Here is a 13,356-nt window from a genome sequence, read left to right on the forward strand (position 1 = left end):
TTACAGCACCTCCGGAGCCAGCGAGATGATTTTCATGAAGTTCTTGCCGCGCAGTTCACGAACAACGGGGCCAAAGATACGGGTACCTACGGGCTCGTTGTTGTTGTTCAGGATGACGGCGGCGTTGCGATCGAAACGGATCGCGGTGCCGTCTTCACGACGGACTTCCTTGGCGGTGCGTACGACGACGGCCTTGCGGACGTCCCCTTTCTTCACGCGGCCGCGCGGGATGGCTTCCTTCACCGAGACGACAATGATGTCGCCTACGGAGGCGTATTTACGCTTGGAACCACCCAGGACCTTGATGCACTGAACTCGGCGTGCGCCGGAGTTGTCAGCGACATCCAGATTGGTCTGCATCTGGATCATGTGGTTTCTCCCGACCTGTGGGGGCTGGTCTCGTTAAATCCCCCAGGGTTTCGACAAATGAAAAGTCCTGGGGGCTTACGCCTCCAGAACCTCCCAACGTTTCGTCTTCGATTTCGGCGCGCATTCGATGATGCGTACGGTGTCACCGACCTTGAAGGCGTTCTTTTCATCGTGAGCCCGGTATTTCTTGGACTTACGGATGGTTTTCTTCAGAACCGGATGCGTAAAGCGGCGCTCGACGGATACGGTTACGGTCTGTTCGTTGGCGTCGCTGGTCACGGTGCCTTGTAGGATACGCTTGGGCATCTGATTACTCCTCGGATGCCGCAGCAGCGGCCTTTTCGTTCAGAATGGTTTTGACACGGGCAGCGTTGCGGCGGGCCGCTTTGATGCCGGCTGTGTTTTCCAGCTGACCGGTTGCCTGTTGAAAGCGCAGGTTAAAGCTTTCTTTCTTCAGGTTGGCCAGTTCCTCGCGGAGCTGGTCCGGGGTCTTGTCACGCAGTTCTTGGGCGTTCATCGCCTTTTTCCTTTGCTCAAAACACCAGAAGGCCCCCTTACAGGGTCACCTTTGACCTGGTGGATGAATGATAGACATACGAATCGCCCGGCAACGCCGGGAGATCGCAGGATGCCGCCGTATAAGGGTTTAGAGGGTGGGTGGCAAGGGAAAGTTTCAAACCGTTTTCGAGCAGATGAAACTACCTGTTTCCAAATTACCGCCGCCCTCTGAAACCGGGCAGCAGATCACTACCGCGACCTTTCTGGATCCCGACAAACGCGGCCAAGTGCTCAGGCACCTTTCTCCTGCATTTTCCGAACCATTTTCAGGCGCGCGCGTCGCGGCAGCAACGGCATGACCCAACCCAGCACAAACGCGAGCGACTTATCGTTGATCACCGTGAGCTTCCCATCGATCATGGCGTCATAGCCGACTTTGGCCACGGCCTCAGCGGTCGCCCCTTTTTGGGCAACAAGCTTCGTGCCCTCAAGATTTGCCGCAGCAGCAAATTCGGTCACGACATAGCCCGGCTCCAGCGCCGTCACAGTGACGCCCTTACCTTTCAGCTCCTCCGCGAGCGCCTGACTGAAACTCGAAACATAGGCCTTGGTGGCAAAATAGGTCGCCTGCAATGGACCCGGCATATGCGCCGCAGTCGAACTGACATTCAGTATCTTTCCGCCACCGCCACTGATCATATCCGTGCCGAACAGATGACACAGAGAGACAAGGGCTTCGACGTTCAGCCGGATCATATCCAGATCGTCCGAAAGGCGGCGATCCAAAAAAGCCCCATGCCCTCCGAATCCAGCATTGTTGATCAGGTAGTCGACCGTCAGGTTTTTGCACTTGACGGCCTCATAAAGTTTTTCCGCGCCTCCAACAGCACCCAGATCAAGCGGAATCGCAGTGACAGTAACATCGTGGGCGGCCTCAAGCTCTGATCTGAGGGCATCTAACGCATCTCCGCGTCGCGCACTGATGATCAGATTACCGCCTCGCGACGCATGATAACGTGCCAATTCCCGGCCAATTCCGGATGATGCGCCTGTGACGAGAGCTGTTTTGGTCATAGTATCCTCCGACGAAGTAACTGGAGCGCTTTCACCTTGTCGCTTTAAGACGCTTCACTCCCATTTATAGTTGAAGCTTACAGAGATCCGCTCGTCCTCGGCCATATTCATCGGCACCTCGTGGCGCAGCCAGCTTTCCCACAGCAGGACGTCGCCCACCTGCGGCTTCATATAGATGAAAGGCTGCAATTCCCGACGCCCGCCTTTCAGCCTCGTCGGGGCGGCCATCATACGGCCCGAACGTGGGTCTTCCAGTTTCAGTGCACTGGCCCCTTCCGGCATGGACACATAGGTCGTGCCCGAAATGACACTGTGAGGGTGCAGGTGACTGGCATGCATTCCGCCCTCGGGCAGGATATTGATCCACAGATCCTCAAGCTTCAACGCGCGGTCGTCCAGATCAAACTCCAAATCCCTGGCAAAAGCAGCGACGTGCTGATCCAGCACTTTGACAAGATCGGCAAATATCGGAAATCGCCAAGGCAAATCGGTCAGCGAAGCATAACTGGTGTAGCCGGGGTATGCGTTCGCTTCACACCAGTCCTGCCCGGCCTCATCATCTTCAGCAATGACGAAGCATGAACTTTCCAATTCCTCCGCGTCGATCCTGGGATCGAACTCGGACAAGGCTGCGCGATAGAGTCGTGTGACGAAGAGTGATTCAATTTGTGCCATGGGCCGGGCATACCCCAGCCCTCTCAGCAAGACCAGCCGCTTAGGTCTTGATGGGCCCTTTGCCACAGCGCGGTATCGGGCGACCTCCGTCGGCATAGGCGAGGCACAGCACGATCTCATCCGGTTTCGGCGCATCTGGGATGTTCAGCGTCATCGTGTCGAAATGATCGAACGACCACGGATTGTCCTTGTGCCCCAGCGGAAGATCAATCGCGCAACCTGGCGCGCCCAGCTTGGCGTTGGACGGTATCACCGCCTCACCTCCGCCCACCGCAGCGCGCATGGGCGCACCGAGTTTGGGGTGGATCACCGCGCCGCCCTGCTCAAGATCGCCGTTCATGCCGACAAGCGCGGCTTTGCCGTACGAAACCGGCGGCCCATCAAGCTGAGAAACTGCCTCTGCGGCGAGTTCCGAACCCAGAATGGCGCCGATCTCGAACAACTCTGAAAGATCGTCCGAGAAGTGCCCGGCCAAAGGGTTCTGCATCACCGCCATCGCTGCAACCCGACTTATCGGATCACAAGGTTGGCCCAACTGGTCGGTGGTTATGACTTCCTTAATGAGCATCTTTTTGCGTAGCTGAACCATAGGGCCCTCCCATTCCTGCAAGTTAGCCTAGAGGCGGGGTGGCTGGAGGTCGACGTTTTTCAGGACCCACGAAATCACGGGCTGCCGAGCCAAAAGAAAACCCCCGCCGGTTTCCCGACGAGGGTCATTCTTGTAACGAGTGGGGTCAAAGCCCCAATCGCTTACCAGTCTTCGCGGACCACAACGCGCGTCTTGATCGGCAGCTTCATCGCGGCCAGGCGCAGGGCCTCGCGGGCGATGTCGTCATTGACGCCGTCAATTTCGAACATCACACGACCGGGCTTTACTTTCGCTGCCCAGAAGTCAACGGAGCCCTTACCTTTACCCATACGGACTTCGGTCGGCTTCGAGGTCACGGGAGTATCCGGGAAGATCCGGATCCAGACGCGGCCTTGACGTTTCATGTGACGGGTCATGGCACGACGTGCAGCTTCGATCTGACGCGCGGTGACGCGCTCGGGCTGCAGTGCTTTCAGACCGTAGGTGCCAAAGTTCAGATCGGAACCGCCTTTGGCGAGCCCCTTGATCCGGCCTTTGTGCATCTTGCGGAATTTAGTACGCTTTGGTTGAAGCATATCTTTCCCTCCTTAGCGACGACCGCCACCAGCACCACGAGGTGCAGGGCCGTCCTGGAGTTCCTGTGCTTTACGGTCACGTGCCTGCGGATCGTGCTCCATGATCTCACCTTTGAAGATCCAGACCTTGATCCCGATGATCCCGTAGGGAGTCATCGCTTCGGCATGTGCGTAATCGATGTCGGCACGCAGGGTGTGCAAAGGCACGCGGCCTTCGCGGTACCACTCGGTCCGAGCGATTTCGGCGCCGCCCAGACGACCAGCGACGTTCACCCGGATACCCAGGGCGCCCATGCGCATGGCGTTTTGAACCGACCGCTTCATCGCGCGGCGGAACGAGACGCGGCGCTCCAGCTGCTGAGCGATGGACTCGGCAACCAGCTGCGCGTCAAGCTCGGGCTTGCGCACTTCGACGATGTTCAGGTGCAATTCGCTGTCGGTCATGCGAGCAAGCTTTTTGCGCAGAACTTCAATGTCTGCACCTTTCTTGCCGATAATGACACCGGGACGTGCAGTGTGGATCGTAACGCGGCACTTCTTGTGCGGACGTTCGATGATCACACGGGCAACACCGGCCTGCTTGCACTCTTTGTTGATGAACTCACGGATTTTGAGGTCTTCCAGCAGAAGATCACCGTAGTCCTTGGTGTCGGCGTACCAGCGGCTGTCCCAGGTGCGGTTGACCTGAAGGCGCATGCCGATCGGATTGACTTTATGTCCCATTAGGCTTGCTCCTCAACTTGACGCACCTTGATGGTGATCTCCGAGAACGGCTTCATGATCTTGCCGAAACGGCCACGGGCACGCGGACGACCGCGCTTCATGACCAGGTTCTTGCCAACCCAGGCTTCGGCGACGATCAGTTCGTCGACATCCAGGTTGTGGTTGTTCTCGGCGTTGGCGATTGCAGACTGCAGGCACTTCTTGACGTCCTGCGCGACACGCTTGTTCGAGAAAGTCAGGTCGGTCAGAGCCTTCTCAACTTTCTTGCCGCGGATCATCTGCGCAACCAGGTTCAGTTTCTGCGGGCTAGTACGGAGCATGCGCGTTTTCGCCATTGCTTCGTTTTCAGCCACGCGGCGGGGGTTCTTTTCCTTGCCCATGACTTACTTCCGCTTCGCTTTTTTGTCAGCGGCGTGACCGTAATAGGTACGAGTCGGCGAGTATTCACCGAACTTCTGACCGATCATGTCTTCCGAGACGTTGACGGGGATATGCTTATGGCCGTTGTACACACCAAAGGTCAGACCCACGAACTGGGGCAGAATGGTGGAACGACGCGACCAAATCTTGATGACTTCGTTGCGGCCCGACTCGCGCGCTGCTTCGGCTTTTTTCAGCACGTAAGCATCGACGAAAGGACCCTTCCAAACAGAGCGAGACATAGATTAACGTCCCTTCTTCTTGGCGTGCCGCGAGCGGATGATCAGCTTCTGGGACGCTTTGTTCTTGTTGCGGGTACGCTTACCCTTGGTGTCCTTACCCCACGGAGTAACCGGCGTACGGCCACCCGAGGTACGACCTTCACCACCACCGTGCGGGTGGTCGATCGGGTTCATTGCAACACCACGAACCGACGGGCGAACGCCCTTGTGGCGCATACGACCGGCTTTACCGAGGTTTTGGTTGCTGTTGTCGGGGTTGGACACGGCACCAACGGTGGCCATGCATTCCTGACGGACCATGCGCAGCTCGCCCGAGCTCAGACGGATCTGAGCGTAGCCGCCATCGCGACCAACGAACTGAGCGTATGTACCGGCCGCACGTGCGATCTGACCGCCTTTACCAGGCTTCATCTCGATGTTGTGGACGATGGTACCGATGGGCATGCCCGAGAACGGCATTGCGTTGCCCGGCTTGATGTCGGCCTTGGCGGATGCCACGACTTTGTCACCAACAGCCAGACGCTGCGGAGCCAGGATATATGCCTGCTCGCCGTCTTCGTATTTTACCAGTGCGATGAATGCGGTCCGGTTCGGGTCATATTCGATCCGCTCGACGGTTGCCGCGACATCAAATTTGTTCCGTTTGAAGTCAACGATCCGGTAGAGACGCTTTGCGCCACCGCCGCGGCGGCGTGAAGTGATCCGTCCGGTGTTGTTCCGGCCGCCCGATTTGGTCAAACCCTCAGTGAGAGACTTGACCGGACGTCCTTTCCAAAGCTCCGAACGGTCGATCAGCACCAGCCCGCGCTGGCCCGGCGTCGTCGGCTTGTACGACTTGAGTGCCATGCTTTCTGTCTTCCGTTTAGCAAGTGCAGGGAGTTTCCCCACTATGTGATAGGCCCCCGTAGGTGCCAAGGGCATAGGGCCCCGAAGGTCCCCGGTTACAAATATCAGAGGCCCCGGAACGAATCCGAGGCCGCAAGATTGGGAGCGTGTAACAGGGTTGGGGGTGGGTGTCTATAGGGGATTGAAGCAGAAACTTCGTTGTTCCCTTTTGCCCCTCAAGCCCTCAAGAACCTTTAGGCTTCTTCGCCTTTGCCATCACCTTCGACAAAGTTCATTTTTAGGGTGCCAAGTCGCACCTCTATATCATTGTCCAAGTACGCTCTCACCTTAATCCTCCCCTTTTCATTCACCGGAAGTGGTGACCAGTGGAGAGGAAACGTCATAGAGAGGACTTTGTCCTCTGGGCGTTCATTTTCAGTCCCAGCAAATGCACTCTTTCGCTGTTCGTCCGTAATCTCAATTTCAGTACTAAAAATCTCATCCCGAGAACTCGCAAGTTCAAGGTAGACACAGAGTTTAATAGTATTGATCTCGACATTTATCGGTACCCTCAAATTAACAAGCGCACCAAAGTTGGGCAGCAAACCTGGAGCCGGTCCAGAGAAGTTCATCTCGCCGGTGTAGCACCCGATCAATGTCAGCTTGCCATTAGTTTCGTACCTAATGTCATCGCAGAAGACTGTCGTGCCATATGCTTCTGAATTCACGACGCCGCACTTTCAATTCTAAACGTCAATCCGGAGACGAGGTTTCCAGTTGGTGAGTTTTGTGCTTCTTGCCGCAAATCGATCACATTTGAAGTCGCCTCAGTAGAGTTTGTCTTTTCCCGACGATCTTTCTCGACGAACTCAAGGTCGATTTCTTTGTCAAACGCGTAAGCAAACTCTGCAATCGATCTAGCAGTCAAGTTCGCACTACCTTTTAAGCGTCGATTTACCACCGACCGATCGACTCCCAACACTTCAGCGACTTCTTGCTGTGTCATTCCTGATGCAACTAACTCAGCTTGCAATTTCTTCTGGAGCTGAGAAATAAATTTGGCTGCTTTGCGTGATTTAGGGTCAATCTTTAGTTGATATGACATCACCATACTCCTTGCTCTGGCAGCACTTCGGCTCGTCCAAATCGATTTCATGTCGAACGTGAGATGTTTGAGCTACGTACCTACTGTAAAGATCAAGCAATTTGATTTGATCCGCGCTGTCACCGTAACAACAGACAAAGGCGTCTTTTTGCGGCACCCAACCAAAGATTCGTACGTCATCCGTTTTTATCTCCCAAACATACTGTTCAGGATTGAAGTTTAGTTTTTTGAAGCGGCGATCCGTAGAGAACTCGTCGCCGGAAACAAATTCGTGGAAAACTGCGAACACCTGTTCGATTGGCAACAAACTTGAATAAAGTTCATTGTGGTCCATGACCGGAAGGACAGCGTCAAGCCATTCAACAAATTCAGGCGTTGCATATAGCGTTCTCCAAGGTTGCTCATCATCTTCTAGCGGATCAATTTTTATCAGTAGACCCGACTCACATAACTCTAACAGTGTTGCCATATATATCAACAAGTGGTTTCTACAAGTTAAATTTGCTAGACGACTATCGTGCAACGGGTGGCCAAACAAGCCAATACAATCAAACTTGCTATCCTCTTGAGTTAGGTACCAACAAAAAAACCCCCGCTTGCGCGGGGGCCTTTATCTCTCTCCAAAGACGGGTTCGATCAGAGACCGGTGCTCACGTCGATGGTGTTACCCTCTTCCAGGGTCACATATGCTTTTTTGACGTCTTTCCGCTTGCCCAACTGGCCGCGGAACCGCTTGACCTTGCCTTTGGTCACGGTGGTGTTCACCGCTTTGACCTTCACACCAAACAGCGCCTCAACGGCCTCTTTGATCTGCGGCTTGTTGCTGTCGATCGCCACTTCAAAGACAACCGCGCCGTTCTCAGAGGCCATGGTCGACTTTTCGGTGATGATCGGCTTGCGGATCACGTCGTAGTGTTCTGCCTTCGCGCTCATTTCAGACGAGCCTCCAGTGCTTCGACAGCCGCTTTGGTGAGCACCAGAGTGTCACGCTTGAGGATGTCATAGACGTTTGCGCCCATCGACGGCAGGATATCCAGACCTTCGATGTTCTTGGACGCTTTCAGGAACCCTTCGTTCACGGTCGCGCCGTCGATGACCAGAGCACGTTTCCAGCCCAGGTTTGCAACCTGTTTGGCCAGAGCGGCGGTCTTGCCTTCGGCTTCGGCGTTCTCGATTACGACCAGTTCACCTGCCTTGGCTTTTGCCGACAGAGCGTGGCGCAGGCCAAGCTTGCGGAACTTCTTGGGCAGGTCGTGACCATGCGAACGAACCACGGGGCCTTTGTAGATACCACCACCACGGAAGATCGGCGCGTTACGGTCACCATGGCGAGCGCCACCGGTGCCTTTCTGGCGATAGATCTTCTTGGTCGAGTAGCTGGTTTCCGAGCGGGTCTTGACCTTGTGGGTGCCAGCTTGCGCGTTGTTGCGCTGCCAACGGACCACACGGTGCAGGATGTCCGCGCGCGGCTCGAGGCCGAACAGGTCAGCATCCAGCTCGATGTTGCCGGCCTTGCCGCCGTCCAGTTTGATTACATCAAGTTTCATGCTTCACCACCTTCCGCGGGAGCTTCTTCCGCAGGCGCTTCGGTTGCAGCCGATTTCACAGCAGCCGGGAAAGGCAGGCCTTCCGGTGCTTTCTTCTTGACGGCGTCCTTGACGGTGACCCAGCCCGATTTCGGTCCGGGAACGGCGCCTTTGATGAAGACCAGACCACGGTCGGCGTCGGTTTTGACGACTTCCAGGTTCTGGGTGGTTACACGGGCAGCGCCCATGTGACCGGCCATCTTCTTGCCTTTGAACACCTTGCCCGGATCCTGACACTGACCGGTCGAACCGTGCGAACGGTGGCTGATCGAAACACCGTGCGAGGCGCGCAGACCACCAAAGTTCCAACGCTTCATCGCACCGGCAAAGCCTTTACCGATCGAAGTGCCCGAAACGTCAACTTTCTGACCTTCCAGGAAGTGTTCTGCCGAAATCTCGGCGCCCACATCGATCAGGCCATCTTCGGAGACGCGGAACTCGGCCAGCTTACGCTTGGGCTCGACCTTTGCAGCGGCGTAGTGACCGCGCATGGCCTTCGAGGTGCGTTTTGCCTTGGCGGCACCGGCACCCAGCTGAACGGCGGTGTAGCCGTCTTTGTCAGCGGTGCGCTGTGCAACGACCTGCAGGTTGTCCAGGTGAAGAACGGTCACAGGGATCTGCTTGCCGTCTTCCATGAACAGGCGGGTCATGCCAACTTTTTTTGCGATAATACCAGAGCGCATAATCTATACCCTCCGATCTTACGACTGCAGCTTGATCTCGACGTCCACACCAGCAGCGAGGTCGAGCTTCATCAGCGCGTCAACGGTCTGGGGGGTCGGATCAACGATGTCCAAGAGACGCTTGTGCGTACGGATCTCGAACTGGTCGCGGGATTTCTTGTCAACGTGAGGGCCACGGAGAACCGTGAACTTCTCAATCTTGTTCGGCAGCGGGATCGGGCCGCGCACGTTCGCGCCGGTCCGCTTGGCAGTGTTGACGATCTCTTGCGTGCTGGCATCCAAAACGCGATAGTCAAATGCCTTCAGCCGAATACGGATGTTTTGGCTTTGCATATTAACAGCCTTTTTTAGGCGTTGAGGTTGAGAGGAGGACAGACGCGCATCGCCAACCCTCTTCGAACCCAAAAGGCGGGAATCATCCCGCCTTGATGTTCTTGATGAGAACTCGCGCGTATTAGTGGGGTTGGTGGGATTTGGCAAGGCCTATTTGATTGGACTTTCACCTGAAGTGTGCTTCTTAATCTGCTCTTCAGTGATGAGTTCTTCCGCAAGCGCACTCGCGAGACTATCAGCCACCCTCCAGCACTGAAAAAGCTCTTCATGCAACTCTTCTAAGTCAGCGACCATATCATCCCGCCCCACTTCGGACTGAATCTTATAGTTATGACGCTCAAAAAACCCGTGAAAAAGTTTGTTTCTTGCGACCAAGCCTCATTTGAACTGTTTGATGATTAGATCGTCTTCAAACCGCAATTCTTGTTTTAGCATTTCCAGGACTCTGCCCAACGTGCTGCATTCAATAACTTCTAGAGCCCTTGCGGCCGCATTTGGGTCCTGTTCGCTGTACCAATTGTTGTTATGTCCCTTGCTCGCCAACACAACAGTTCCGAGCGCAGTCTCGAATAGCTGTGCCGTTTCCGCAGTAATTCCGAACTTTGCATAAAGCTGATCTCTACTCGCCATACAAAAGTCTATTTCAACTTCAGAAGCTGATTACAAGAAAAAGGCCGCCCCGAGGGACGGCCTTCTTGATTTCCTCACTGAGTTGCTCTCGGCAGATTTTTCCATGGAAAATCGCCTGCCGCAACCAGGTGCGACAAGCGCGCCTTTCTCGATGATTTTCGATACCACACCGGCGCCGACGGTGCCGCCGCCTTCGCGGATCGCGAAGCGCAGACCGTTTTCCATCGCGATCGGTGCCATTAGCTCAACGCCGAACCATACGCATGTCCACCTCGGCTCCATTTTCGGTCTGTTTCAATCAAAACTTAACCTAATTCCTCGCTAACCAAGGATCTTCTACCTTCATGCCTTGATAAACCGCGTGCAGGAAAAGATGAGCAATCACAGGGTCATTTGAAAATGGCGAGAATTGCAAATTGCCCTCTCTGACGCCCTCCTCAGCTTCATAGACAACCTCATCCCCTTTGACAGTCACCAGCACCTCAAGTTCAGCCAGAGTCTCCGGATCGACTGCCGTGGGATCATCCGACAGGATCACAAAATCCGCCACTTTTCCGACCTCAATCGAGCCCTTCTCATCTTCCTCAAAATGCTGCCATGCAGGCCAGATCGTCATTGCCTTCAATGCCGTCATGACATCGACCCTCTGATGCGGCCCCAGAATGTCACCTGACCGCGTGCGACGCGTGACCGTAGCCGCAAGTACACGCATGCTATCTGGAAAGGCCACCGGCGCATCGTGATGCGTGCCGAACTTCATGCCACGCTCGTGCAGCCATCCTGTAGGCGAAATATTTTCTGCGTTTATCGGCCCGACCGTATGATCCCGGTGCCAATCGCCCCAATAGAACGTATGCATCGGAAAGAGCGACGGAAACACACCAAGGCGCTTAAGGCTTGCGACTTGATCCTCGCGAAGAAACTGACCGTGAATCAGAACTGGGCGGTTGCCGGGATCGCCATACTTGATCTGTGCCTCTTCGAGTGCAGCAATCAGCATGTCAGATGCCCCTTCACCGTTGGAATGCACGAGGATTTGGAAATCGTTGTCGTAACACCAATTCACCGCGTCCTGGAGTTGCTCCATCGTGATGGCTGCGTATCCTGCGTAGCCGGCGGCATAGTTCCCAACCGGATCATAATAGGGTCGATCCCTTAAAGCGGTAAAACCTTGCGGCGAGCCATCAATTGTAAGTTTACAGCCCCCGACCCGAACCCTGTTTTCGTAGCTTTTCGAAGTGTTCGCACCAATAAACTCTTTCGACTCAAGAACATCCGGGAAGGCTACTACATCGATTGGAAGAGCTTCTTCCGCAGCAACTTTCCTGAGAACCTCGACAATCTGACCTGATGATCGGCCTTCCTGCCCGGTCGTATATCCAAACTTTGCCCAAAGGTCGGTTCCAGCTCGGGCAAATGCTGCCAGACCCCCTTCACCCAGATTTCCCAGCAAGGGAACGAGAACAGAAAAGAACGCGTACTCCTCCAGAACACCGTTTGGCTCTCCGGCCTCATCGCGTTGGATCACCCCGCCCGGAGGTGCTTCGGAAGCCGCCGTTATACCAGCCAATTCCAAAGCTTTCGAGTTTGCGACACCTATATGCCCAGACTGATGAATAATGACGACAGGCAAGTCCTCAGACACAATGTCCAGCTCTTGTCGTGTTGGGTGACGGAGTTCCTTTAATTGAGCATTGTCGTAACCAAAGCCGATGATCATTTTGACCTGCTCAACGGCTTGCGCATTCTCCTCGGCCCAGTCAGTCAGCGTGGATTGCAGACTGGCGATATCAATGACATCCCCGTCCGGTGGCGCAAGAAGGTTAGCGGACAGTGCCTGCAAGCCGCCCATGAAGACGTGTCCGTGGCTATCAACGAAACCCGGAAGCATCGCGCGCCCTTCCAGATCATAAGTTTCGGTTTCCTCACCCTGATGCGCCGACAAGTCAGATAGCGACCCAACCGCAAGAATGCGCCCGTCTTTGACTGCGACAGCTTCGGCGGACGGAGCCGTATCGTTCATCGTTACAATTGGCCCGCCCAAATAGATCCGATCCGCAATCTGTTGTGAGGACGCAGAGGTAGATGAGAAAGCAACCGCTGCGACAAGACAAACTGAACGCGCCCAAAAGTGCATCTTATGACCTCTTTCTAATTGCAATGTCTCAATACGAAAGAAGTTAGCATTACTGTTGGCTTAGGCAAAAACGAAAAAGGGCGCCCCGAGGGACGCCCTTTCTTTGTATATTCGCTTACGCGGATTACTCGATGATTTTCGAGACGACGCCGGCGCCGACGGTGCGGCCGCCTTCGCGGATCGCAAAGCGCAGGCCGTCTTCCATCGCGATCGGGGCGATCAGCTCGACGGTGAAGCCGACGTTGTCGCCGGGCATAACCATCTCGGTGCCAGCCGCCAGGGTCACGGTGCCGGTCACGTCAGTTGTACGGAAGTAGAACTGCGGACGGTAGTTCGCGAAGAACGGAGTATGACGACCGCCTTCTTCCTTGGTCAGGATGTAGGCTTCGGCTTCGAACTTGGTGTGCGGTGTAACCGAACCCGGCTTACACAGAACCTGGCCACGCTCAACGCCGTCACGGTCGATACCGCGCAGCAGGGCGCCGATGTTGTCGCCCGCTTCACCGCGATCCAGCAGCTTGCGGAACATTTCAACACCAGTACAGGTGGTTTTCTGAGTGTCACGGATGCCGACGATTTCGATCTCGTCGCCAACATTGATCACGCCACGCTCGACACGGCCGGTCACAACGGTACCACGGCCCGAAATCGAGAACACGTCTTCAACCGGCATCAGGAACGGCTTGTCGACTTCACGCTCAGGGGTGTCGATGTAGTCATCAACCGCCGCCATCAGTTCCTTGATCTTCTCTTCGCCGATTTCCGGGTTGTTGCCTTCCATTGCGGCCAGAGCCGAACCTGCGATGATCGGAATATCGTCGCCGGGGTATTCATAGCTGGACAGCAGTTCGCGAACTTCCATCTCAACCAGTTCCAGCAGCTCTTCGTCGTC

At 55.3% G+C, this 13,356-nt stretch carries 20 protein-coding genes and 1 pseudogene; all 21 read right to left on the minus strand.

Translation table 11 applies throughout. The features are described from left to right. A complete protein-coding gene (gene rplN / locus ACR0MJ_RS15455; protein WP_008757934.1) occupies positions 1-369 on the minus strand; it encodes a 50S ribosomal protein L14 in 369 nt (122 codons plus the stop codon). Positions 370-444: 75 nt separating this feature from the next. Continuing rightward, a complete protein-coding gene (rpsQ, locus tag ACR0MJ_RS15460) occupies positions 445-675 on the minus strand; it encodes a 30S ribosomal protein S17 (protein ID WP_068340771.1) in 231 nt (76 codons plus the stop codon). A gap of 4 nt (positions 676-679) precedes the next feature. Next, positions 680-886, minus strand: coding sequence for a 50S ribosomal protein L29 (gene rpmC / locus ACR0MJ_RS15465; RefSeq protein ID WP_010437082.1), 207 nt, complete (start codon positions 884-886; stop codon positions 680-682). 272 nt (positions 887-1,158) lie between these two features. After that, on the minus strand, positions 1,159-1,941 hold the full coding sequence (locus ACR0MJ_RS15470) for an SDR family NAD(P)-dependent oxidoreductase (RefSeq protein ID WP_480761647.1): 783 nt from the start codon (positions 1,939-1,941) through the stop codon (positions 1,159-1,161). Between the two features lie 54 nt (positions 1,942-1,995). Beyond that, positions 1,996-2,616, minus strand: a complete 621-nt coding sequence (locus ACR0MJ_RS15475; protein WP_480761648.1) for a 2OG-Fe(II) oxygenase family protein — start codon at positions 2,614-2,616, stop codon at positions 1,996-1,998. Between the two features lie 40 nt (positions 2,617-2,656). Continuing rightward, a complete protein-coding gene (locus ACR0MJ_RS15480) occupies positions 2,657-3,205 on the minus strand; it encodes an amino acid synthesis family protein (RefSeq protein ID WP_480761650.1) in 549 nt (182 codons plus the stop codon). Positions 3,206-3,366: 161 nt separating this feature from the next. After that, positions 3,367-3,780 (minus strand): 50S ribosomal protein L16, encoded by a 414-nt coding sequence (gene rplP / locus ACR0MJ_RS15485; RefSeq protein ID WP_039538270.1) that lies wholly within the window; start codon positions 3,778-3,780, stop codon positions 3,367-3,369. A gap of 12 nt (positions 3,781-3,792) precedes the next feature. Beyond that, positions 3,793-4,503, minus strand: a complete 711-nt coding sequence (gene rpsC / locus ACR0MJ_RS15490) for a 30S ribosomal protein S3 (RefSeq protein WP_008758042.1) — start codon at positions 4,501-4,503, stop codon at positions 3,793-3,795. Then, a complete protein-coding gene (rplV, locus tag ACR0MJ_RS15495; protein WP_039538267.1) occupies positions 4,503-4,883 on the minus strand; it encodes a 50S ribosomal protein L22 in 381 nt (126 codons plus the stop codon). Before rplV ends, rpsC begins: the two co-directional genes overlap by 1 nt. Positions 4,884-4,886: 3 nt before the next feature. Next, entirely contained in the window at positions 4,887-5,165 is a 279-nt protein-coding gene (rpsS, locus tag ACR0MJ_RS15500; protein WP_010437056.1) for a 30S ribosomal protein S19, read from the minus strand. Positions 5,166-5,168: 3 nt separating this feature from the next. Beyond that, positions 5,169-6,011: a 50S ribosomal protein L2 gene (gene rplB / locus ACR0MJ_RS15505; protein WP_008757664.1), complete on the minus strand. Its 843-nt coding sequence runs from the start codon at positions 6,009-6,011 to the stop codon at positions 5,169-5,171. A gap of 233 nt (positions 6,012-6,244) precedes the next feature. After that, positions 6,245-6,718 carry a hypothetical protein gene (locus ACR0MJ_RS15510; protein WP_170609984.1) on the minus strand — a complete coding sequence of 158 codons (474 nt, stop codon included), beginning with the start codon at positions 6,716-6,718 and terminating at the stop codon, positions 6,245-6,247. Then, positions 6,715-7,095: a helix-turn-helix domain-containing protein gene (locus ACR0MJ_RS15515; RefSeq protein WP_170609986.1), complete on the minus strand. Its 381-nt coding sequence runs from the start codon at positions 7,093-7,095 to the stop codon at positions 6,715-6,717. Before ACR0MJ_RS15515 ends, ACR0MJ_RS15510 begins: the two co-directional genes overlap by 4 nt. Beyond that, the gene (locus tag ACR0MJ_RS15520) at positions 7,073-7,564 is read right to left on the minus strand and encodes a hypothetical protein (RefSeq protein WP_480761652.1); all 492 of its coding nucleotides are present in this window, start codon (positions 7,562-7,564) and stop codon (positions 7,073-7,075) included. The genes ACR0MJ_RS15515 and ACR0MJ_RS15520 overlap by 23 nt, the downstream gene beginning before the upstream one ends. A gap of 167 nt (positions 7,565-7,731) precedes the next feature. Then, entirely contained in the window at positions 7,732-8,028 is a 297-nt protein-coding gene (locus ACR0MJ_RS15525) for a 50S ribosomal protein L23 (protein WP_009176651.1), read from the minus strand. Then, a complete protein-coding gene (rplD, locus tag ACR0MJ_RS15530; protein WP_010437039.1) occupies positions 8,025-8,642 on the minus strand; it encodes a 50S ribosomal protein L4 in 618 nt (205 codons plus the stop codon). Before rplD ends, ACR0MJ_RS15525 begins: the two co-directional genes overlap by 4 nt. Then, positions 8,639-9,364 carry a 50S ribosomal protein L3 gene (gene rplC / locus ACR0MJ_RS15535; RefSeq protein WP_170515968.1) on the minus strand — a complete coding sequence of 242 codons (726 nt, stop codon included), beginning with the start codon at positions 9,362-9,364 and terminating at the stop codon, positions 8,639-8,641. The genes rplD and rplC overlap by 4 nt, the downstream gene beginning before the upstream one ends. An 18-nt stretch (positions 9,365-9,382) precedes the next feature. Further along, the gene (gene rpsJ / locus ACR0MJ_RS15540; protein ID WP_008756422.1) at positions 9,383-9,697 is read right to left on the minus strand and encodes a 30S ribosomal protein S10; all 315 of its coding nucleotides are present in this window, start codon (positions 9,695-9,697) and stop codon (positions 9,383-9,385) included. A gap of 777 nt (positions 9,698-10,474) precedes the next feature. After that, a pseudogene (locus ACR0MJ_RS15545) lies at positions 10,475-10,582 on the minus strand (EF-Tu C-terminal domain-related protein); the annotation flags it as partial. A 55-nt stretch (positions 10,583-10,637) separates the two neighbouring features. Continuing rightward, entirely contained in the window at positions 10,638-12,350 is a 1,713-nt protein-coding gene (locus ACR0MJ_RS15550; RefSeq protein ID WP_480761654.1) for an amidohydrolase, read from the minus strand. 238 nt (positions 12,351-12,588) lie between these two features. Beyond that, on the minus strand, positions 12,589-13,356 hold a 768-nt coding region (locus ACR0MJ_RS15555; RefSeq protein WP_480761655.1), incomplete at its 5' end, for an elongation factor Tu.

Source organism: Ruegeria sp. C6, from assembly GCF_056537625.1.